Annotated in this window: 17 protein-coding genes and 1 pseudogene; 14 read left to right on the top strand and 4 right to left on the bottom strand. The window is 58.4% G+C overall.

Going from position 1 to position 22,243, the window contains the following annotated elements:
- Positions 1-243: 243 nt before the first annotated feature.
- On the bottom strand, positions 244-2,220 hold the full coding sequence (locus tag FHT93_RS21185; protein WP_183849253.1) for an ATP-binding protein: 1,977 nt from the start codon (positions 2,218-2,220) through the stop codon (positions 244-246).
- Positions 2,221-2,579: 359 nt separating this feature from the next.
- Here FHT93_RS21185 and FHT93_RS21180 point away from each other — a divergent pair, with 359 nt between their 5' ends.
- Genes FHT93_RS21180 through FHT93_RS21160 form a run of 5 tightly spaced genes read left to right on the top strand, consistent with a single transcriptional unit; the run spans position 2,580 to position 8,072 of the window.
- Positions 2,580-2,786 (top strand): CopG family transcriptional regulator, encoded by a 207-nt coding sequence (locus FHT93_RS21180; protein ID WP_210299356.1) that lies wholly within the window; start codon positions 2,580-2,582, stop codon positions 2,784-2,786.
- Positions 2,783-4,282 carry a DNA cytosine methyltransferase gene (locus FHT93_RS21175; RefSeq protein ID WP_183849249.1) on the top strand — a complete coding sequence of 500 codons (1,500 nt, stop codon included), beginning with the start codon at positions 2,783-2,785 and terminating at the stop codon, positions 4,280-4,282. Before FHT93_RS21180 ends, FHT93_RS21175 begins: the two co-directional genes overlap by 4 nt.
- A complete protein-coding gene (locus FHT93_RS21170; protein ID WP_183849247.1) occupies positions 4,251-5,948 on the top strand; it encodes a hypothetical protein in 1,698 nt (565 codons plus the stop codon). The genes FHT93_RS21175 and FHT93_RS21170 overlap by 32 nt, the downstream gene beginning before the upstream one ends.
- Positions 5,949-5,952: 4 nt before the next feature.
- A complete protein-coding gene (locus tag FHT93_RS21165) occupies positions 5,953-7,620 on the top strand; it encodes a DUF2357 domain-containing protein (protein ID WP_183849245.1) in 1,668 nt (555 codons plus the stop codon).
- The gene (locus tag FHT93_RS21160; RefSeq protein ID WP_183849243.1) at positions 7,620-8,072 is read left to right on the top strand and encodes a very short patch repair endonuclease; all 453 of its coding nucleotides are present in this window, start codon (positions 7,620-7,622) and stop codon (positions 8,070-8,072) included. The genes FHT93_RS21165 and FHT93_RS21160 overlap by 1 nt, the downstream gene beginning before the upstream one ends.
- 209 nt (positions 8,073-8,281) lie before the next feature.
- Here FHT93_RS21160 and FHT93_RS21155 read toward each other — a convergent pair whose 3' ends face one another.
- Positions 8,282-10,501, bottom strand: coding sequence for a UvrD-helicase domain-containing protein (locus tag FHT93_RS21155; protein WP_183849240.1), 2,220 nt, complete (start codon positions 10,499-10,501; stop codon positions 8,282-8,284).
- 1 nt (position 10,502) lies between these two features.
- Entirely contained in the window at positions 10,503-11,357 is an 855-nt protein-coding gene (locus FHT93_RS21150) for a hypothetical protein (protein ID WP_183849238.1), read from the bottom strand.
- A 367-nt stretch (positions 11,358-11,724) separates the two neighbouring features.
- On the opposite strand from FHT93_RS21150, the gene FHT93_RS35935 reads away from it, so the two are divergent.
- The 8 genes from FHT93_RS35935 to FHT93_RS21115 all read left to right on the top strand — a co-directional run bounded on the left by FHT93_RS35935 (position 11,725) and on the right by FHT93_RS21115 (position 19,673).
- Positions 11,725-11,847 carry a hypothetical protein gene (locus FHT93_RS35935; protein ID WP_281413570.1) on the top strand — a complete coding sequence of 41 codons (123 nt, stop codon included), beginning with the start codon at positions 11,725-11,727 and terminating at the stop codon, positions 11,845-11,847.
- A gap of 215 nt (positions 11,848-12,062) precedes the next feature.
- Positions 12,063-12,641: a hypothetical protein gene (locus FHT93_RS21145; RefSeq protein WP_183849236.1), complete on the top strand. Its 579-nt coding sequence runs from the start codon at positions 12,063-12,065 to the stop codon at positions 12,639-12,641.
- On the top strand, positions 12,638-13,294 hold the full coding sequence (locus FHT93_RS21140) for a hypothetical protein (RefSeq protein ID WP_183849234.1): 657 nt from the start codon (positions 12,638-12,640) through the stop codon (positions 13,292-13,294). The genes FHT93_RS21145 and FHT93_RS21140 overlap by 4 nt, the downstream gene beginning before the upstream one ends.
- 4 nt (positions 13,295-13,298) lie before the next feature.
- Positions 13,299-16,733: an ATP-dependent helicase gene (locus tag FHT93_RS21135; RefSeq protein WP_183849232.1), complete on the top strand. Its 3,435-nt coding sequence runs from the start codon at positions 13,299-13,301 to the stop codon at positions 16,731-16,733.
- Positions 16,734-16,840: 107 nt separating this feature from the next.
- Positions 16,841-17,350 carry a hypothetical protein gene (locus tag FHT93_RS21130; protein ID WP_183849230.1) on the top strand — a complete coding sequence of 170 codons (510 nt, stop codon included), beginning with the start codon at positions 16,841-16,843 and terminating at the stop codon, positions 17,348-17,350.
- Positions 17,347-17,820, top strand: coding sequence for a hypothetical protein (locus FHT93_RS21125; RefSeq protein ID WP_183849228.1), 474 nt, complete (start codon positions 17,347-17,349; stop codon positions 17,818-17,820). Before FHT93_RS21130 ends, FHT93_RS21125 begins: the two co-directional genes overlap by 4 nt.
- The gene (locus FHT93_RS21120; RefSeq protein ID WP_183849226.1) at positions 17,768-18,289 is read left to right on the top strand and encodes a hypothetical protein; all 522 of its coding nucleotides are present in this window, start codon (positions 17,768-17,770) and stop codon (positions 18,287-18,289) included. The genes FHT93_RS21125 and FHT93_RS21120 overlap by 53 nt, the downstream gene beginning before the upstream one ends.
- A 13-nt stretch (positions 18,290-18,302) precedes the next feature.
- The gene (locus tag FHT93_RS21115) at positions 18,303-19,673 is read left to right on the top strand and encodes a thiamine biosynthesis protein ThiF (protein WP_183849224.1); all 1,371 of its coding nucleotides are present in this window, start codon (positions 18,303-18,305) and stop codon (positions 19,671-19,673) included.
- A gap of 85 nt (positions 19,674-19,758) precedes the next feature.
- Here FHT93_RS21115 and FHT93_RS21110 read toward each other — a convergent pair.
- Positions 19,759-20,900: pseudogene (locus tag FHT93_RS21110) on the bottom strand (RHE_PE00001 family protein).
- 189 nt (positions 20,901-21,089) lie between these two features.
- Here FHT93_RS21110 and FHT93_RS21105 point away from each other — a divergent pair.
- Positions 21,090-22,238, top strand: a complete 1,149-nt coding sequence (locus FHT93_RS21105; protein ID WP_183849222.1) for a tyrosine-type recombinase/integrase — start codon at positions 21,090-21,092, stop codon at positions 22,236-22,238.
- Positions 22,239-22,243: the final 5 nt, after the last annotated feature.

Below are 22,243 nucleotides of genomic sequence, written 5' to 3'. Positions count from 1 at the left end.
ACCTCTTTTCAAAATTCAGGAGATCGGCAAGGCACGGCAATCTGTCGCCACGCCCTCTGACTTGCATTACCCGCTGACGCCGTCCGCTTTCGCATTGAGTGGGACGCCATCGACCGACCGAACGAGGTGTACCGGCAGCATTACACAGTTCAAAGATGTTAAAAGCATAGGATGTAATTAGCATTATTAAGGTGCTCGCCGGCGGGTCGTTAAGCAAGCACTGCTGGACGTCGGAATGTTGCATCAAAGCTCATCGCCATAACGTTTCTTCTGGAACCCCTGCTGTCCGTCTGGGTCATTTAGCACCTCAATTAGCTCTTTGAGGCAGACGGCGTCAAATTGGGTATTAGCCGACCGAACTACATGCGTGATACCATGATGCCGACGGTGGTGGATGTTATCAAAGTCAAGCAAAGATGTGACGTTATATTCGCGTTTGAATTCGGTGCCGATATCCCAAAACACGGCGAGGGAGACGTCCTTCTCGGACTTTTCTCCGTTCTCGAATTCACGTATGAGCCCATCAAGCGAAAATTTATACTCAAGAATTTTTGGGGGCCCTACGTAGGCCTTCGATAATTGCTCCTCGTAGACGCCGAGCGGATTTGTGACTTTGTCGAATTTAAGATTATCAAGCGGCTCTTCGGCCACGTATCGGAACATCCCATCATACTGAGATACCTGTGAGGTCGAGAGAAGCTTGATTCCGCGGATGACCCCTCCAGCAATCAGCTGGTTGAATAATACTATCGCGTCCTGCTCGCAGAGCGGAGTCGATTGCATCGATATCCGCCTCGTCGGAAGGAAAAAATTCTGATTCGTCAGGACAAGGGGGTGGTTTTTCTCATGCTCTTCCTGATCTCGCATCCAATCATGGACTTTAATTTCCTTGCCGATATCTGCTTCGGCGCCAGTATCATTTTTCAGTAGGTCCCGGGCGGCAGATAGATAGGTCACCATTAGTGCAGAAAGGCGCTCGCCCAGTTCTTTTAATTCCGGCTGAAATCCTTTCCGGCCAAGGTCGGGCTCGGCGTTGTCGAAATGGACGACCACATGGGCTTGGTTTTGATGGCCAGTATTCTTCGTAAGTGGAATGGTAATGAGATCGCCTTGGGCCATATGATTGTTCGCCATCTGCAGGCCACCTCTAAGCACGCGAAAGCCTTTCCGCAGCTTAGCCTTCTTGTCGTTGAGGGTGTCCCAGATGGAAGTTGAGTAAGCAAAGTATCCGTACACGCTCACATTGTACTGCTTTATGAGGTCGATGTCGGCTACGCCCAATGTCTTGAAACGGGCAATTATTTCATCGCCAGAGAATGCGTCATATACACCATTCGAATTGCGATACTTCTCTGTAGATTTGGTCGGATCTCGCCCTTTTTCCAATGCTGCAGTCTGAATGGCGCGGACCATTCTGAGGCGAGGGCTGACCGCGATCTCTTCGTGCGGAAACTTGTATTTTGCGACGCAGTCCGCCAAGACTTCGTCTGATTCCTTGGTGACCACACGCAGGTCGAACCTGATTTCACTCGGGCTCTGGTCCGGCAGGCTCACGTGGCCCAATGGCGTCTTCAGGAGCAAAAGATACAGCCACTGCTCCGGGGATGTCGCACTGTACCAAGATAGGTTAGATGGCCGGGTGTGCTTGCCGCCGAATTTGATCTTGAAACTCGCGCCCTGGTCGATGTGGTCGAAGATTTCATCCCCGCTAGCGATTGGCTCAATCTTCGGGCGGTGGACGCTCCCTTGAATATCTTCCACCCAGTCACGCCCTCCAACGAATTGGCCGGAAAAGGCGAACGCGGAATTCTTTGTCCTCATCTCCAGGTTGTTGAAGCCGTAAGCAATATATGTGGCGCCAACGCCCTTGTTGCCCCTCGTATTTCCACCAGCTTTGAATGATATACTTGGAGCGATAAACGCCATGAACTGTTCGCGTTTAAAACCTACTCCATTATCCACAACCTGAAAGCTATTTTCCTGCAGATCAATTTTGACAAAAATTTTCGGTCGATAGCCTGCTTCGCCTTCAGCTGCCCGGCGCTCAACAGAATCCATTGCATTCTGCAAAAGCTCAGACATGGGGTCGTAGGTCCCCACATAAGATTTGAGGATATTCTTTATTTCCCGCTTTTTGCCAGCAGTCAGGATCTCATGGTCGGAATCATTTGCTGCTTCCAGCGGATCCCATCCCATTTCGAGAGGCGTTAGAATGTTCATTTCGTCCTCTTTAGGAAGCAAAAGAAATACCTACCAGTGCACATAGACGAATTTGCTATCGCTGTCCAAATTGCGTTCTCTCAAAGGCACTACGGTCAGTGAAAACAACATCCTGGGATCGCTCAAGCCGGGAGTTGGTTGTCTCAGTCAGCGACGCAGCATAGAATGCTTTTGCTATTGCAGGTTCTCACATCAGGTCTCGGCGATAGGGCGCCCGCGCCTTGCCTTTGTTCCTTTTTCGTTCTAACTACCCGCTAGTGTTCGGCGGCGGTTGTTCATCCACAAGTTAAGGAACTTGATCTGATGCAATATGCACCACTTTGGCGTAGGTTCGGCGATATCTGCACCCGGTATGATTCATGCAAGCTCCAGCTCATAAGAAAACCGTCAGAACATCCGTAATGCTTCCGGAAGCGGTTCATAACCGCATTCAGTCGCTTGCAGATGCCAGTGATGTTTCCGCCGCGTGGGTTATCCGTGCGGCAGTCATGCAGTTTCTCGCGGAGCACGGTGAAGAGACGAACCTCCCGCTGCGTCTTCCGCGATCGAAAGAGGATATGAGATGAGCGCGGAAACGATTCGTCAGAAAATCGCCCGACTGCAGGCTGGCGGCAAACCGCGACTTCTGGACCTCTTTGCCGGATGCGGTGGCCTTTCACTCGGCTTTCACTCGATCGGCTTTTCAGTACGTGCCGCTGTTGAGTTCGACGTGGACGCAGCGCGTTCTCATGGACTGAACTTCCACGGGGGTGACGCCCGTCACAGCAAGGCACGCGACATCATCAATACACATCCTGAAGATCTCGTTGCAGAGCTAGGTCTGGGGCCGGTCCAGGATGCGTTCGACATTCTCGTTGGCGGCCCGCCATGTCAGGCCTTCGCGCGTGTCGGACGCCCGAAGCTCCGTGAGATCGATGCTCACCCGCAGGCTTTCCGTCACGACCCGCGCGCGCGCCTGTACCAGGAATATCTGCGTTACGTCGATGCGTTCAAACCGCTAGCCGTCGTGGTGGAAAACGTTCCGGATGTACTGAATCATGGGGGCCAGAACATCGCCGAGGAGATCTGCGAGGTTCTCGAGGATAAAGGATACGTCTGCGGCTATACACTGCTGAACGCAGCGTTCTATGGCGTACCGCAGATGCGCGAACGTATGTTCCTGATTGCCTACCGTCGCGAAGTCTCCGAGAAGATATTATTTCCTGATCCGACAAACTGGCTGGTCCTTCCTCCGGGTTATGAGGGATCCCGGGCAGTTGCGCTCAAGGTGCTCAACGGCCACATTTCGTCAGCACACGACTATCATGAGCCCCCCTCTGCGGTCCCCTCGCTACCCGCGGCAGTTACTGTGGAACAGGCGATCGGAGATCTTCCCCGCATCGATGCCCGCAGCAAACTCGCCTCAGGAGAACTGAGGCGTGGTGCACGCCGCATGGATGAGACGATCCCCTATGACCGGCGACAGAAGATATCGGCATACGCGAAGCTTATGAGGTCCTGGCCGGGGTTCGAAGCGCCGCAAGACGGGCTGCGTGACCACGTCATCCGTTACCTGCCGAGAGACTATCCGTTGTTTGCTCGTCTCAACCCGGGCGACCAATATCCCCAGGCATGGCAGCACGCAATGAACATGTTCAATGAAAAGCTGGCAGAACTCAGCAAGGCGGGGAAGCATGTTGTCGAAGGTTCACCCGAATATGAACGCCTGAGGGACGCAATCGTCCCACCCTACGACGCGTCAAAGTTTCCGAACAAGTGGCGCAAGATGTGGAGCGATCAGCCGGCCAGAACCCTGATGGCGCATCTGGGCAAGGACAGCTATAGCCATATTCATTATGACAGTGAACAGGCACGTACGATCTCGGTACGTGAAGCCGCCAGATTGCAGTCGTTCCCGGACGGCTTTGTCTTCAGTGGGACTATGAACCCGAGCTTCAAGCAGATTGGAAATGCCGTACCTCCTCTGATGGCAAGAGCACTTGCTGCGCGGATCATGGAGACGTTGTGTCCGAGCCAGAAAGAGAGCCTTGATGGATATCCGAGAGCGGCAGCAGCAGTATAAGGACGCAGTTCAGGCCTTTCCGGGCATGACGAAAGGCACACGCGTAGCCGACGCCTTCGGCGTTTCAAACAGCGCCAAGATTGTCGGCGGGGCGCTGTTTGCCTTCAACGTTAATCTCGCATCCTACAGCGCGGCATATGACCAGATTGCAGTCCATTGCCTGCTTCGCTTCCCACCGGAAGACGAGATCTATTTCACGATCTTCGTGAAGAACGACCTTCCACTCCTCGAAGCCCGGCTTGAAGAGATGCGTGCCTCAGGCAGCTCGAAGCCGAGGAACTCCGGGCAGAAAAGCGTTGCCGACGAGGACGAGACCGTCGAGGAAAACGTCTTCAACGAGGAGCCGGTCCCTGCTGCAGCCCCTGACACGCTGGACTACACGGACAACAACAAGAATGTGAAAGGCTACATTGCCAGCGACGGGCGTCTTTATCTGCGCAATAAAGGCTATTGGGATACGATGCCCGCCGATCTCTCAACGATCAGCAAGCCTGTAGCAATTGATCGGATCGTCTTTGCGATATGGCCGCCGGCGGCATCTGCCAGCAGAGGCCTGATGGCACGCGAACTGATCGGGTATCTGGGCAACCTGATCGGACGCGAGAAAGTCCATGAATTACGCGTGTGGGCTGACATGGACGCTGTCAGTGCCGACATGCAGCGTATGCCGATGAGTTTGTCTCTTAAGGAGATCGAGAACGCGATCGCGGCAGCAGGCGGCCATTATCCCGATGGAGAAATTTCGCGCTTCCACGGCGCCATGAATTTTCTGTCGTCCAAGCATTTTGTCATCCTGTCCGGATTGTCCGGTACAGGGAAAACCCGCCTCGCAATCCAGTATGCCCATGCTGTCCACGGACTGTCCGGCAAAGAAAGCCGGGATCCGTTCCTGTTCATATGTCCTGTGAGGCCGGAGTGGACGGACCCAACGGGGCTGACCGGCTATTACGACGTACTATCGAACCGATATATGATCCCCCCGTTCCTTGAGGCAGTTCTGCTGGCGACGGCGCATCGCGATTCGCCGGTATTCGTCGTCCTTGACGAAATGAATCTGGCCCGAGTCGAATACTATCTTTCCGACGTCCTCTCTGCGGTGGAAAGTGGCGAAAAAATCCGCCTGCATTCTAGCGGCGTCCCGCTCGAAGGCTCAAATGGCACGCCGGTTCCTGCAGCGCTCGAGCTCCCGTCAAACCTGTACATCACCGGCACAATCAACGTCGATGAGACGACCAATCCGGTCAGTGACAAGGTCCTGGACCGGGCCATCGTGATCGACATGTCCAATGTTGATCTTCTGGGCTTCTTTGATGCCCTTGTGAAACGTGAACCCTCCCTGGCCGATGCGCGAGCAGCCTGCGAGGGAGTTCTTAGTCAGGCAAGGACAATCCTTGCTCCGCACGGATTGGGCTTCGGCTATCGCGTTGCTGAGGAAGTCGTGCGCTACCATGCCTTTGCGGAAAAGCACCTGGACCCGGCCCCGAACTCGGTTATCGATGATCTGATGGTGCAGAAGGTTCTGGTGAAGCTGCGCGGCGGCGAGCGTCAGCGTCAGGTGCTGGCGGGACTTACAAAAGCTCTGGCAGGACTTCCGCGCTCTCAGAACTTCCTGACGAAGCTTCTTTCAGATCTGGACGAGTACGGGGCCTTCCAGGCGAACAGGTAGCCAGATGGAAGCCCTGCTCATCAGAGACGAGAAAACCGGCGCTGAATGGCGCGTCTGGCCGGACCCCGACGTCATACCGGCTGGATCGATTCATGAAACCGGCTCCTACCTCTTCGAACTCACTGGAGCTGACGACGCGGACACCGCGGATCTGCTGATTGACGACGTGAGGCTGGAGGCTTTGCGCGCTCCGGCACCCGATTCTGCACGGTGGCGGTGGCCGCCCGGGTTCCAGGCCGGGCTGGTGGAAGCTGAGCTTCGTCTCTCTGGCCGCTCGCCCCGTCGCTTCGAAATCACCACCGATCCTGATCTGCGCAAGCTGACGCGAGACGACTTCGATGCGATGGTTCGCGAAATTCTCGACGATACGTTTGCTCTTTTTTCGCTGAGCAGTTTCAGAAAGGGGATCGCAAGAGGGAACGGCGCCCGCCCACCGGCGATAGCAAGGCTGGAATTCCTTCGTTCACGCATCGAGGAACTGGAGATAGTCGTCGCTGCGATAGCACGCAATCCGAGGCGGATCCTGAAGGCGCAGGATCGCAATGTCGCGCACTATCAGGCCACGCGCGCAACCGGCCCCGAAATCCTGCGATCCTTCCAATCAGGACCGGTTCTGAGGGAGACGACGAATACGACGCGGCTGCCGGCCGCGCTGAAAGGTTTTCTTCCAGCCCAGATCCGTATCCGCCAGCGCCAGAGTTCTCTTGATCTTCCGGAACATCGGCAGATGGCCGCCTGTCTTCGCGCCTGGACGGCATGGCTGACAGTAGCGGCCGACCAGCTGGACAAAGGTAGCCGCGATCGCGGCGCGGAGGTCGGCAGGGAAGCGAGCGCCTGGGCGAGGCGCTGCAGACGCCTTGCAAGACGGGTTAGCCAGCTTGCGACGTCTGCACCGTTCGTTGAGGCTGGAGACGCTCCTCCGCGTCTGACACTTTCGGCTCTGTTTCAAAACGACCCGTCCTATCGCCGCTTTTATCGGCTCTGGCAGGACATGAATCTCGGCATCGCTGCAATCTTTGGTGATTTCCTGAACCTGCCGCTGGCGCGAACCTTCGAGCTGTACGAACTCTGGTGTTTCCTGCGGCTCGTGCGCGCCGCGACGCTGGAATTCGGGGACGACAGTGTTGCAGTTCAGGATCTCTTTATCAGCGATGCTTCAGGAGGTCTCACGCTTGCAGCCGGCGCGGTTACCGTCTCTGTCGGCGATAGCTGGCAGCTCTGCTTCCAGAAACAATATCGCGAATTCTGGCTTGAGCCTGATCGGCGCGGATCTTACAGCCGGACGATGACGCCGGACATCGTTGCCGCTCGAAACGCGGCGGCTGACGGCGGCCGGGGCAGGATGATCGTTCTCGATGCTAAATACAGGGTCGCTGACGGGCTGAATGATGCGTTGACCTCAATTCACACCTATCGCGATGCGCTGGTTCAGGAGGCCGAAGCAGGAGACGTTAAGGGAATCGTCAGCGCTGCCTATCTGCTCACGCCTGATATGCCGGCCGTCGGAAGCACTTACCGCTCCACGGCTATGCCCGGCCGGCTGTTTCATCCGCAGTACCGGGCCGGCTTCCGCTTCGGAGCAATGACTTTGAAGCCAGGCATGGCAATGTCAGATCTGACCTCAGCTCTCCGACTGATCATCGCCGACGCTACGTCAGAGGAGACTCCATAATGGATGTTCTGACGAAGGAACAACGCCGTCTGAACATGAGCCGCATCCGTGGTCGGGACACAAAACCCGAATTGCTGATCCGCAAAGGGCTCCACGCAAGAGGCTACCGCTTCAGAGTGAACGTGACCAGTCTCCCCGGCCGCCCGGATATCGTTTTCCCAAAATACAGAGCCGTCATTCAGGTCAACGGATGCTTCTGGCACGGCCACGACTGTCATCTGTTCAAGATGCCCGCCTCGCGTCAGGACTTCTGGGAAGAGAAAATTTCCGCGAACCGTGAACGCGACAGACGGACGAACCAGTCGCTGTCAGAGGCAGGATGGAGAGTTCTAACAATCTGGGAATGCTCCCTCAAAGGCGTGAAACGACGGCTACCGGACGAGGTTCTCACCTGCTGCGAGGCGTTTCTTCAAGACGTGACGAGGAATGTGGCGAACATCAGGTCAACATAGGACATGTCAACTCAAGCTCCTTGATGAGATTCGCACTCGAAGCCATCACACAAAAACCGCCTTCGAAACAACAGCGTGAGGTTCCTTGCTGGAGCAAAGTTATCGTTGAGGCATGCCTCTGTTTATTCCGGCCGCCGAACCGCATCCATGGCGACAAACAGACGCAAGACCGATGTGGTTCGGCCCCGCGCCCGCTCGCAATGCAGCGATCAAGTGACAAACTGTATCAGGCTTTTGTTGCGCAACGGTGCATCCAGAATAGCGCTTGTGCCGCCTCTCTCCATGCAGCTGGCGATGACAAGCTTGCGCGCAGCACGGCTGGCGCCAAGATAGGCACGCGACACGTATCGGCGCCGCGCACCCTGGCTAAGATACTCATCCGAAAGGTCCGCTTGGTCGACATGGATGAGAAAGACAGTATCAAATTGCAAACCAGCGACATATTCGGGCATGCTGAAAACGGATTTCATCCGTGCATAGCGTAGTTCGCGCAGATCCTCGCGCGACGTCACCGACACGAATTTGTCCCGAGCTCGCCCGGCTTTCCTATACCGATCGAACAACTCTTCGTTCATACATAGGATAGCGATTTGGCTCCCTCCTCCGTCAATCGAACGGGCCAAAATACCAGCCTCTTCAAGAACATCGTCGATGAGTTGCACGCCCGTGTCGAAGATCCGCAGTGTCGCAAGATCGCCATCAGCCTTGTTGGATTGGCTCTCATAGGTGTCGAACTCACCCTCAAGATCCATTGCCGGAAAAGATGCATCGAGATCCTTTAGGAACGCCGAAATCTGGGGTGTCGAGCGGAAAACCTGCTTGAGGTCGACCGGGACCGACTCACCAACACCTGGATTGCGGAACCGCTCGAGCCCACCGCCAAGTGCCGCATCACTGGTGCTCTGTTTGAGGTCGTAAGCCATGATCAGAGGCCAGCGCCCAGAATGCTCGGCCCGCGACGCAAACAGGTTGTGCAAAGTCATCGCTTCGACCCGTGTGAAATAGTGATACTCATCGACGAAGATCAGGTCGAATCCGTCCCTGTCACGCAGCTGGTTCCACTCGTGTGTGGAGAGATAGCGGCCAAAATCTGCAATCATCTGGTCCATGCTGAGGAGTTGTTCACGACGAAGGGCATCGCGATAGGCGGAGTGAACCTCAAGAACGAGCTTTCGGTGACGTTCGGTTGGCAAGGCCATCTGCCAAGCCTCACGCGCACCCTTGACGTAACGATCCGCATCGGGGGTTCCCTTGCGGATGTTTTCTGCGTCGAGAACGCACGCGAACTCGTTCATCAGGTCTTCGACTAGCGCCTTTCTCGCTCCCTCGTTTCCCATACGCGCCGCCAAATCCGGGCACTCTTTCAAAACGCCAAGCGCCGTGCGTGGCGACGTGCGCACTGCCTCAATGGCGTCATGGATCATGAACCCTTGTAATTCACGCCCGTCTCGCCCGTCGAGTGAGAGAGGACGCAACCCTTTCTTCTCATAGCTTAGCTGCTCCTGGGCGAGCTCGTACAGCGTGCCGATCCACAGTTTCGGCCGGCCAGCAGGGGTTTTCAGCTGCGACCAGCGCGCAGATGGGTCAAGCGCGTAGAACATGCCCCGCACGACATCATGGGCCAAAGCCGAGCTATGCGTTAGGAACGCGATGGTCTTGTCTCCGCCTGCATCAGCGTCGGCATACAGTGCCTTTAGGCATTTAACCGCCATCGCCTGGGTCTTCCCGGTCCCGGGCGCCCCGCGAAGGCGGATCGGTCGATCGAGCGGCTGATCGACGAACTTCAGCTGCTCCCCGCTAAGTTTTCGATCGTACCACTCGTCAAGCGTCCCGGAGCCAGACAATTGTGCGCCGAGCGGCTCGCTCAACAGAATGCCAAAATTGCCGACAGGATCAGGACTGACCTGATCGACGGTCAAAGCCTCGAGCAAGCCACCAACGGCAGCTTCATAGGCTGGTATGTCGATCGGGACCTGCCGCAGGACCTCTGGCCCATTGGTCACTCCAAAGGCAAAGAGGTTCGCGCTGCCCGATGGAGCCTGATCGAAATAGATCCGATACTGGTTTTTGCGGCCGATCGAGTCGGCATAGACAGAAAGAAGCGAACCCTCATGATAGGGCTGCCACTGGACCGGCAGCGATATGCTGCGATCGAACTGCCGCAAGGCCACCCGAACAATCCTTTCGAACGCCGAGCGCGGCTTCGCGATGCTCTTGAAGACTCCCAGAGCACCGATGTTGATAACCAGCAGGTTGCTTTCGAGATCGGCCTTCTTCGAAAGGATATAAACAACATCGCCGATTTCGACCCGTCTCACGCCTTCGGTATTGGTGGGTACGTAAAAGTCGGAAAACCATGCATCCTCGATCAGCGCGGCATCCAGGATGCCGACTGCATCTTCGTCAATGACGAGCATGTTCAATGCCACGTTAAATCCCCTTATTGTCGTACATTTTTTCGACGAGCAGGTCGGTGGCCGCGCTACATGCGTTCTCGAATTGGGTCGACATTCCAATGCGAGAGAACAGAAAGGCGAGTTTCTGTGCGATGGAAAAACGCAATCCGTCGGAGAACCGGCCGATACGATGAAAGGCATTCGGCTGGCCATCGATCCTAGCATCGGCTTCAGACCGGTAGAGATCTTTTGCATGCAAAGTGGAAATGGCGCGCAGCAGGACGACAAACCCATAACCAGGAGTGGCGGGAAGTTCCGGAATATGGACGAAATCCGGAAATCCGCGCTCTCCATCAAAAGCTTCCCGGACAGCGGAGCGTTGCTTACCTTCGTCACGACCGACTAAGGTCCACACTTCGCGAAGACAGGCCATCCCGTTGCCTGCGTTTCCATGTCCCAGGGCCATTCTCAGTGCCGATAGGAGTGCGACTGTCTTCGCGTCCGAGGGCTTGGTCGGCCTGATCGAGGTAATAATTTCCTCCGGCGTCGCCTCGGCAAGCCAGGAATACAACATGTCCCCATCAATGCTCGCAAGGGAAAGGCCTTCCTTCTTGACCAATCCGTTCAACGCCTCGCAGGCAGGCCTCGTCTGCCTCTCCAAGAGTCTGCGCAATTGCTCCGGCGCCCAATATGCTTCAAGAAATTGGTCAGAGCTTACGATTTCCAGCCAGGTGAACCGATCCCCTGCCTTTCTCTGCGCTATGTCGCAATCCGCCGTGATAATCAAACCCCAAGTCTGACGGCCGCCTTGCTCAACGTCGATTCGTCGAATGACATCGCCCTGCCGAATATCGGCGTCATCAGCAACAAAAACAAAATGATCCGTCATCTATAATTTCCCCTGTCGCGATACAATGAAGGAACATTTCTGCAAACGCAAACAGTAGCTTACGTTTTGAACAAGCCAACTCTCCCAATAACGCTTCAATCGTCGCGGACACTCTGCCGGTCTCTTTTTTCCTGGAAATACGTGCAAGAACATCGTCCGCTCTGCCTTTCAGCCAACCTGATGCTCTCAGTCAGCATGCCTAATCCCGGCCGGGTTAACTTCGCGGGACACCGGGGACTTACTCGAATCAAGCATCCGTGTTTCCATCCCGGGAAGCTCGGAGCAAGAGCAAGGATCGAGACACCGCAGATTCAGTCGACAACATTGCGCGTCTGAAGAGGCGTCAGACTAGGTCGGAGATTCGATTTTGCAGGACAAACAGCATGGTTTCGGCGTGTTCGCAGCCGAGGAAAGAATGGGCGAAAAAATTTCTCAGATTTGCTTTCCGGGTTTCTCGCTCCGCCGCGATCAATTGGCAGAGCGCTTCTGATGGCCGCTCGCAAACCGATGCTGCATTGAGAAAGGGGGTGAGATGGCTCGACCGTTGACAAGAATTGCAGATGGGACGCCGTATGTGCGTCCTGCAGTGATAGAGACCCAGATCGACCAGGCAGTCCAGCTTTCCGCCACCATCCCGGCCATCTGCGCTCCGAATGCCTCGTTCATCTCGTTCGGGAGGGACGACGTTCCGGCAACCAGGCGCTGATGACCGCAGTCTTGCCTATATTGCTCGGCAGGTGTGAAGCCAACCTTGGGGTTACGGTCGCTGATGGCGCAATACCGGACGCTGCAAACCTTCGCCAGGCAATCCTCGACGACCTGACGGAGCTGTTCGTGATGGACGGGTCGGGTGACTTTCCCGACGAACTGGATTTCTACGAATGCAAGTTCAACAAAGCATTCAGGGCGCTGCGTATCGATGCCATCAGGCGTGCCGAGCGGCGGAGCAAGCGTTCCATAGAAGTTGCCGAGATGCCGGAGCTTGAAGTCAAAAGCATGCCCGATGCCTTCGAGGATGCGTTTGCCAGGGTGTCGGACGCATTCAAGGTCTTGCCGACCCAGGAATGGGATGCCGATCGCGAGCCAATCCTGCAGGCAATCGAAGCGTTACCACCAGACGAGCGAGATGCCGTCGTGCTTGTCCATGCCCTCGGCTACAAGGAGGAATCCGACGATCCCGAGGAAGAGACGGCTGCAACAAGATGCAATTGTACGGGACGAACCATTCGCAACCGGCTGACACGGGCCGCCGCGAAGCTTTCCCGTTTCAAGGAGGACCTATGAGCCAGACCCTTAACCCGAGCCCGCGCGCATTGCGGGAGGCCTTCTACGCACTATCCGCGGCCCAGGAAATCCCCGATGCCAGGCTGCTGGACGATCTAGTACGCCAGCATCCTCAATATGGCGCAGAGCTCACCGAATTCGCCATCGCGCTTGCCGTCGACGCATTGCGCGGCGATCGCGCTGTTGAAGCAGCGGAAGCGGCAATTGACCCGACGATCGTAAGCCCCGCCGTCAGCAGGGCGATGAGCCACTTTCAGAATCGGCTTCATGCCGTTACGACCAGCGGACTAAAATCGGTGAGCGAGCCCGCAACCGTCCCCGACGCGCCCAACCCGTTCAGCGCTTTATCGCGTGGTGAGTTTCGTGGCCTTGCCACGCGGCTGAACACAAATGCCGTTTTCGTCGGCAAGTTACGCGATCGCCAGATCGATCCGGACACCATACCGCCCGGCTTCCGAGCACGGGTCGCCGACGAGCTGAAAGCGCCGCTGGACGTGGTCGTCGCTCATTTCGCGGGAAGGCAGCCGATGCCAACAGGTCAGTTTTTCAAAGCAGACGGAAAACCAACCACCGGCGCGCAACAGAGTTTTGATGAGGCTGTCAAAAATTCGGGCCTGACGCCGGAGCAACAAGCCTATTTGTTAGGACTTTAAACGCATGGACCAGTTCGAACCGATCAGGACCACGGCGGCGATACTCCACGGCGAGTTGCTTGCGGAGGGCAAAGATCCGTTCGACATGCTCGCGTTTGTTCAGGCGGCAGTTTCGCACCGCGATCTGGATCTCGTCTGGCTGCCGCGAGGTGACCCGGCGCTGAAGGGTGCAAAAGCGCTGTTCGACGACCAAGGGGGAACAATTTGCTGCGAGGACGAAGGTGACCCGATAACGCGCGCGCTGCTCGTCGCGCACGAACTCGGGCATTCCGAACTTCATGCCGGCTCGGCGACTTGCGCCACATCGGATATCGATCCGTCCCGGAGCACCGAGGCCGCCCCTGTCGGACTACAGCGGGTCGAAGATTACGGCGCAAAAGAGCGACGCGAGCTACAGGCAAATGTCTACGCCCGCGAACTTCTGCTGCCACGCGCATTCGCGCACAAATTACACGCCGTAGACAATTTGACGGCCGCGGCAATCGCGGATCGAACGAAGCTCCCGGTCGCGTTGGTCCGGCAACAGGTGCTCGATGCCTTGCTTCTGCCAACAGTGGCCGATGAGACCGAACAGGGGGAGGTCGAGTCGCCGGCACGAAAGCCCGACCCGTCCCAGGATCGAGCGGCCGCGCATCGCGGAAAACCCTTCCAATTGCAGGCGGGGCCTGGAACCGGCAAGACCCGAACGCTCGTGAAGCGCGTGCTGTCGCTATTGGCAGAGGGCATAGATCCGGCGGCGATCCTCATCCTGACATTCTCCAACCGGGCTGCGGGGGAACTGTCCGAACGGTTGACCGCGGCAGCACCCGAAGCTGCGCCGAAACTTTGGATGGGTACGTTTCACGCGTTCGGACTCGATCTCGTGCGCCGTTATCACGACAGGCTGGGGCTTGCGCCGAACCCATCGCTGTTCGATCCCAGCGATGCGATCGAGGTACTTGAAGACATTCTACCAACGCTACCCCTCATCCACTACAGGAACCTCTGGGACCCGACGATGGTATTGCGCGACATCGTCGGAGCGATTTCCCGCGCGAAGGATGAAATCGTCGGTCCCCAGCGCTATCGTGAACTTGCAAAGGCGATGGAGGCAGACGCTGGGGGTGACGAGGATGCACGGATTGCTGCCGCGAAATGCCTCGAAATTGCGGATGTCTACGATCTCTACGAAGCAGCCCTGCGCAAACAAGGCGGCGTGGATTTTGGCGACCTCGTCATGCGTCCGACTCAGTTGCTGGAAGCGGACGAGGCCGTTCGCATCGGCGTTCAGCTTCGTCATCGTCACGTCCTCGTCGACGAATATCAGGATGTGAACCGCGCAAGCGCGCGTCTCCTGAAGATGATCGCCGGAGACGGTGAACGCCTTTGGGTGGTTGGTGATGCACGGCAATCCATCTACCGGTTTCGTGGCGCTTCGTCGGAAAACATGGTCCGGTTCGCCACAGACTACCCCGGTGCGGTCATCGATCAGCTCGGCGTCAACTACCGCTCGACCGAACAGATCGTGCGTAGTTTCGTCACCGTTGCACCGCGCATGGGCGCCTCAAGGGGCATGCTGCGCCTCGCATTGGAGGCTAACCGGGGCCAAGGCCCAGGCCGCCCCGAACTGCGGCGCTTCGAGACACTGGATGACGAAGCGGAAGGTGTGGCGGCCAGCATTCGCCAGCTTGAAAAGGACGGTGTAAGGCTTCGCGATCAAGCTGTTCTGTGCCGGACCAACGGCCGCCTGAACGAGATCGCGACGGCGCTTGAGGCGCGGGGCATCCCCGTCCTTCATCTCGGAAGTTTGTTCGAACGGGAGGAGGTTCGTGATCTGCTGGCGCTGCTGAGCCTGGCGGTCGACCCGTTCGGCGACGCCCTCGTTCGCGTCGGCGCCATGCCTCGATATGGTCTGAGCCTGCAGGATTCGCACTGTCTGAACGGCCACCTGCGATCGCTTGGTAAGCCCGCGCTGGCGGGCCTCGCGGAGGCGATCAACGCTCCAGGGCTGTCGGCTTCGGGGCGCGCAGCCATCGCGCAACTGGCCACCGATTTGGCGCCACTGCGCTCGAACGTGAGCGCGTGGGAGTTTCTGACCGTCTATCTTCTTGATCGCACCGACCTCACGAGGCAGCTGGGCGAGGCCTCCACTGTAACCGAACGAATGCGCGCTGTGGCCGTATGGCAGTTCCTCAACTTTGTGCGGGAGCAAAGCCCCGTGGGGGCCAGTCTTCCTATCCAGCGAACGCTCGACCGCGTCCGCCAGCTTGTGCTTCTGGCGGAAGAACGGGACTTACGACAGGTTCCTGCCGCGGCACTGCATCTGGACGCCGTTCGTCTGATGACCGTTCACGGCAGCAAGGGTCTCGAATTCGAAGGCGTGCATGTGCCGGGGCTGACGGTTGCAAGTTTCCCGAGTTCGAACCGCGGCCAACGTTGCCCGCCGCCCAACGGGATGATCGACAGCGTCGAGGATGTGTTGCCCGCTGACGAGGCCAAGCGCGCCCATGAGGATGAAGAGCAATGTCTCTTTTTCGTGGCGTTGTCGCGCGCCCGAACGCATCTCCGTCTCTATCATGCGCGAAAGCAACGAAATGGAAATGGCCGATCGCCGTCGCCATTTCTGGACTGGCTTCCACCGATGCTCATAGAGGACGTGGCAAATCCGCCCATGCTTGCGCTTCCCCCGGGTGCGCCAAAGCCCCAGCCAATCGCAATCTCCTGGCCATCGAACTGGGTACTGACCGACAGCCGTCTTGGCTCGTACGAAAAGTGTCCGCGGCGGTTCTTTTACACACATGTTCTGGGCCTGGGGGGTGCTCGCAAGCCCACCGCGTTTTCCCGTACGCACGATTGTCTTTATGAACTGCTGCGCTGGCTTGCCGAGGCCCGGCGTGCCGGAGAGCCAAGTCTTGCCGAAGCGGAATCGGCATTCGAGGCGATCTGGAAGGAACGAGGACCGGTCGATCACGCCTTCGCCGATGACTACCGGAGACTTGCATCGAGATTGATCGGTGCCCTGCTGAAAGCAGGCGCTGGCCACCGCTTCAGCGATGCGCAACCGCTCGCCATCGATTTTCCCAATGGCGGTCGTGTGCTGGTCGAGCCGGACGAAGTGGCAGAATTGCGCGATGGCACAATCGTCATCCGTCGTGTTCGCACCGGATACAGACGCAGTGACGAGTATGACCGGCTCGAATACACCCTCTACCTTCTTGCTGCTCGTAGCCAGTTCGGCGGCCGAGCCGTCGTTCACGCGTTGCATCTGACCGATGAAACGCAGGAACCGGTCGAGATCAGCACGACGAAGATTGGCAATCGGCAAAAGAAGAGCGAGACGATGCTGGCCGGCATCGCCGCGGGTGCATTTCCGACGGAGACCGACGCGATCACCTGCCCCCGGTGCCCGCATTTCTTCATTTGCGCCGCGACGCCGCCGGGTTCGCTGAAGCTCGATTAAAAAAATTTCGTTCCGGCTTTCCGGGTTCCTCCTCTGCTGGCGATCAAGGAGGTAAGGGACGAAGCCAGGCAATAGGGCCTCGCACTTCAATCCCCGGAGTGCAGATAATGAAAGCCATTGACGTCTTTTACCAGGGCGAAGGCATCGGCGAGATCGCGCATATCGAGATCGAACCCGATGCCGCGTTCTCCGCCCTCAAGACCATCCTCGTCGAGAAGCATGGGGCAACCCACGGCGCACTGCTGTTCCTCGAAGATGAGGACGAGCCGCTCGACGAATCCATCCTCATCAAGGAGCGCGCCGACCCCAAGGGGTTGAAGCTCCACCTCCACCACTGCCGTCATGTCGAGGTGACGGTCACGTTTAACGGCGAGACGGCCGAACGCCGTTTTTCGCCGAGCGCGACGGTCGCACGCGTGAAGCATTGGGCAGCCGAGAAGAAGTTCGGCATGTCCGAGGACGAAGCCGGCGAGCACGTGCTGCAGATCGCCGGCACCCACGATCGTCCGGCGCCCGGAACGCACATCGGTGCGCTGACCGACGGCAAGGTCTGCGCTCTCGCCTTCGATCTCGTCCCTGACGAGCGTGTGAACGGTTCGCCGGAGGACGCCGCATGATCGGGCCGGATCAGCGTGCCTTGGAGACGGACGTGGCGAAAGCCACGTTCCGGCTCGGGCAGGCGGAGGGCCGCTGGCGGCTCATTTCAGTAACTTGGCCGTTCGCCCTCATCGGCGTGATGGCCAAAGATGATCGTGAATATGTGCTGCGACTGAACTGTGCCGGTTATCCGCAGAGCCCGCCGACTGGCGGCCCGTGGGACACGAGCACCAATCAGATTCTTGCATTCGATCTCTGGCCGCGCGGCCAAGGTGGTCGTGTGTCCGCAGTCTTTCGGACTGACTGGAAGAACGGCACTGCCCTTTACCTGCCCTGTGATCGCGAAAGCTTTGTCGGACATGACAACTGGCGTTCCGAAATGCCCTCGAAAATCTGGCGCCCCGCCGATGGGATCGTCCAATACCTGGAGCTTGTCCATGAACTACTTCACTCTCGCGACTATGCGCCGCTTCTTCGCCCCGCAGCATGAGCTGTCCTGTTCCTGGTTTCTGTGGTGTCGCCTGAAGACAAGGTTGCGCGAGCGCGGGCGCGATTGCAGCCGCGAAAGTGGTGCATTCCTGCTCGGGTATCGCGAGGGCACCGCAGCGCGCATCGTCGATTTCGTCCTCTACGACGATCTCGACCCGCATTCGCTCGACAGCGGCATCGTCCGTTTCAATGGGCGGTATTTCAGTGACCTCTGGGCGATTTGCAAGGCGCGCGGCCTGACGGTCGTGGCCGATGTTCATGTCCATCCGCAGGGTTCCGGGCAGAGCAATTCCGATCGCGATCATCCCATGATCTCGCGTGCCGGGCATATCGCCCTGATCCTCCCCGATTTTGCGATTGGCGCTCAGCCGCGATCCGGTATCGGCATCTACCGCTATCTCGGAAGCAAGCAATGGCAGGCGGTGCCAGCATCGGAGCGCCCCAGTTTCTTCCATATCGGATTGATTTAGCAAGGAACACACCATGACCACACAGATTTCGGCAGACTCCCTTCACCGGCTGATTAAACATGCGATTGACAGTGGCACAGCCGCCAGCGTCGAGGAGGCAAAGGCCCTGTTTCAAGGCTATCGGCTGGCCATTGAGATCGATCCTGCCGCAGCCGCCGACCCGGTACAGCAGGCCGCGTTGCTGACAACTATCGCCCTTGGTCATCGGGTTTTCCTGGGCGGGGTTTCGGTTAGCGGTCTACTGGAAACGCCAATGTCGCTGGCAATGCCCCGCGGGCGGACCTTGGCCGATGCTGTTGTGGCACTGGGCGGCACGCCCGGCGCCATGCCGGGCGAAACACCGACGATCGTAATCGGTGGACCTGCACGTGAGCGGCGCAGAGGTTTTTGCATCCGAACGGCGACGGCCGGCTGGCGCGGCGGAATATTGCCGATTCATTCCGAGCTTTCTCCGACCGGCGGCAGCACTATGCCGTTAGCAGGAATGCTTGCAGCAGGTCTCGCCGTGAATGAAGCATTCCTCTACGTGAGTGGCGGCTCGTCCGCGGTCGGACGACGTCCGGTCGGGCTTTCGCTATGGCGCCCGGGCTCGGACGTAGACTGGCTGCAATCGGATGAAAGCGAACCGGCATTGACCTACCTGCCGTCGCGTCTGTGGTTGATCGGCCTTGGCCATCTGGGCCAAGCCTATCTGTGGGGTCTTGGACTCCTGCCCTACCAGGACCCTTCAGCGGTAAAACTTGTCCTTCAGGATGTCGACGTGATTACCGAGTCGACGACAAGCACCTCCATTCTTACGGACGCCACCATGGTCGGTCAGAAGAAGACGCGGGTGATGGCGGCATGGGCGGAGCAACGGGGTTTCACGACCTCTCTGCAGGAGCGATTGTTCGCGGCAGATTTCAAGCGTCAGCCGGATGAACCTGCGGTGGCGCTTTGTGGTTTAGACAACGCCGCCGGACGGCGAGCTTTGGACCAAGTCGGGTTCGATCTGATTGTCGAAGCCGGGCTCGGCCGTGGCTATCGGGATTTCCGGACCATGAGGCTGCATGTGTTGCCGGGTCGGCGTAGTGCCTCGGACATCTGGAAGCAAAACCACGAAGGCGAAAAAGTCGAGGCTCGGCCAGCTTACACCAAAATTATGGAAGATGGCGTACTTGACCGCTGTGGCATGACTCTGCTGGCAGGAAAGGCAGTGGGCGCACCGTTCGTGGGGTCGGTGGCAGCCACCTTGGCTTTGTCAGAGGTGCTCCGGCTGCTCCATGGTGGTCCTCTGAACCAAATGATCGACATAAATCTCCTCAGCCTCGAGCACCGCGTTGCTTTACATCATCAGGGCGACTTTGCGGGTTTCAATCCAGGTTTCGTCATGACTTCATCTTGATCACCGCATTTAACGGAAAACCGCACATCAACCAGGCGCGAGGCCCCGGGGTCCGCCGTCAATCTCGCTTTTTGTTTAAAAGTGCCTACAGGATCCCCCACGCCCGAAACCTCCCCCTCCCCGTCATCTCTCGAAGGCCGAGTTCCAAAACGATCCGCCGCGCCGCCTGCGGCGTGACGTCGAGCGTTTTCGCCACCATCCCGGCCGACACGAGAGGGCGTTCCATCACCAGCTCGACCAGTTCTGGCAGTTTTGACGACGTCCGACGCCCCTGCAGTTTTCGGTCCATCATCGTTCTCGCGAGCGTCAGTCGGTCATGCTCTCTCATGCCGATCTCGGCGGCCACAATCAGACCGTGGGCGATGGCGAGCAATCTCGTCTCCCGGTCACGATGCCGGCGCCGATCGACGGGAATTGTTTTGAGGCCCAGATTGATGGCGGCAACATGGGGGCGGTGGTGATGCCGGCCTGGCGCAGGATCGCGGCGCAAAACAACCGGCCGAGCCAGGGCGCGTGCTGCAGCACGGACAATTCATTCCAGGCGTCGAGGGCGACGATCGCCTGCATCGCCGTCGGTAGATTTTCGGCCTGGCGTAGTACGGCGCGCCATTCGTCGAGCCTTGAATCCTCGTCCCAGTCGAGATCATAGATCATCGGATCTTTCTCGGCCACGCTGGCGCGGCCGGGTCGCGCTGCGTCCTCAATCGCGGCCGACGATCGCGCCAGCGTCGCATCAATGGCGGCGATATCGACGCCCGGGATACTGACGCCGTCACCGTCATCTTCCCCCTCCCCTTCCTGATCCATTTCCGCGACTGCGCGACGCGTGACGCCGGCCGGCTCCGCCTCACCCGCGCCGGCCGATGTGATTTCCGAGGTCTGTCGCAAAGACCGGATACCCTCCGCTGACAAAGCCCAATCTGGCTACTGCGCGGCAATACGCCGGCGAGTTCGCAACACGTCGCGGGCGATGGAGAGTTCGTGGGTGGGGGTGCGGATGTCGCGGGTGGCGTCGTGGAGGACGAGGTCTTCGAGATGGACGAGTTCGCCGTCGATCCACAGCGAGGCGCAGGCGTCGGCAAAATTTTGGCGTTCGATCCAACCCTGGCCGACGGTCGAGCGGGCGATGCGCTCGTCGAGACGCGCCAGTGCGATGCCGGCGCGAAAAGCCGGCTCCAAAAGCGCTGTCATGCTGAATTTAGCGAGATCGTAAGCCATTGAAATCACGGTAAATGATTTGCTAAAAGAACTCTATATGAATATTGTGGTTCCTCACATGGTATGATTGGGAGTTGTGGTTCTAACCATCGATAAGTACTGCTTATCGATGGTAGTTGATCTCGAGTCGCAAATCGGAAAGAATCGGGGCAAATCACGGCCCTGAAGGCCGCCGAATACAGCGATTTTGGAGCGCGCGTGGCCAAAGCTAAACAGTCCCTGACCGCCGTCGAGCGCCGCGCCGAAGAACTCGACACCATTGCCGCCGTGTTGCCGATGGAGCGCCGCGACGAACTGGCGGAATTGCTTACCGACCAGGATGTCGAAACGCTCAAACATCTCGTCGAGCGCGGCATGGGCGACAATACCCTGCGGGCTCTCACCTCCGATCTCGCCTATCTCGAAGCCTGGGGGCTGGCCGCGACCGGCCACTCGCTGCCCTGGCCGGCGCCCGAGGCGCTGCTGCTGAAATTCGTCGCCCATCATCTGTGGGATCCTGAGAAGCGAGCGAACGACCCCGATCATGGCATGCCGGATGATGTCGACGACAAGCTCCGGCGCCAGGGGTTTCTAAAATCCATCGGCCCGCATGCGCCGGATACGGTGCGCCGGCGGCTGGCCAGCTGGTCGACGCTGACAAAGTGGCGAGGACATTCTGGCGCCTTCGCCTCCCCTGCCCTTAAACAAGCGATCCGCCTGGCGGTGCGCGCCGTCCCGAGGCAGCGCCGTCGCAAGAGCGCGAAAGCCGTGACCGGCGATATTTTGGCAAAGCTTCTCGCCACCTGTGTGACCGACAGCCTGCGTGATGTCAGGGACCGCGCCATCCTGATGGTCGCCTTTGCCTCCGGCGGCCGCCGGCGCAGCGAAATCGCCGGACTGCGCGTCGAGCAGCTCTCGGTCGAGGCGCCCATCGAGGTGCCCGACGGCCCTCCCCTCCCCTCTTTGGCCATCCATCTCGGTCGCACCAAGACCACGACCGACGGGCAGGACGACCTCGTCTATCTCACCGGCCGACCAGTTGAGGCATTGAATGCCTGGCTGGTGGCGGCGAAGATCGACAGGGGTAGCGTGTTTCGGGCGATCGGGCGGTGGGGCACTGTCTCGCGGCGCCAGCTCGATCCGCAGTCGGTCAATGCGATCCTGAAGCAGCGGGCGGAGATGGCCGAGTTGGAGAGTGCGGAGTTTTCGGCGCACGGACTGCGGTCGGGGTATCTGACAGAAGCGGCCAATCGCGGCATCCCCCTCCCCGAAGCGATGGAGCAATCGAGGCACCGATCAGTTCAGCAGGCCTCGAGCTATTACAACAATGCGACCCGGAGGAGCGGCCGGGCCACTCGAATGCTGTAGGGACC

The organism is Rhizobium sp. BK379, assembly GCF_014193955.1.
In the GTDB taxonomy this organism is placed as follows: Bacteria; Pseudomonadota; Alphaproteobacteria; order Rhizobiales; family Rhizobiaceae; genus Rhizobium.
This window is presented reverse-complemented; position numbering and strand designations above follow the sequence as displayed.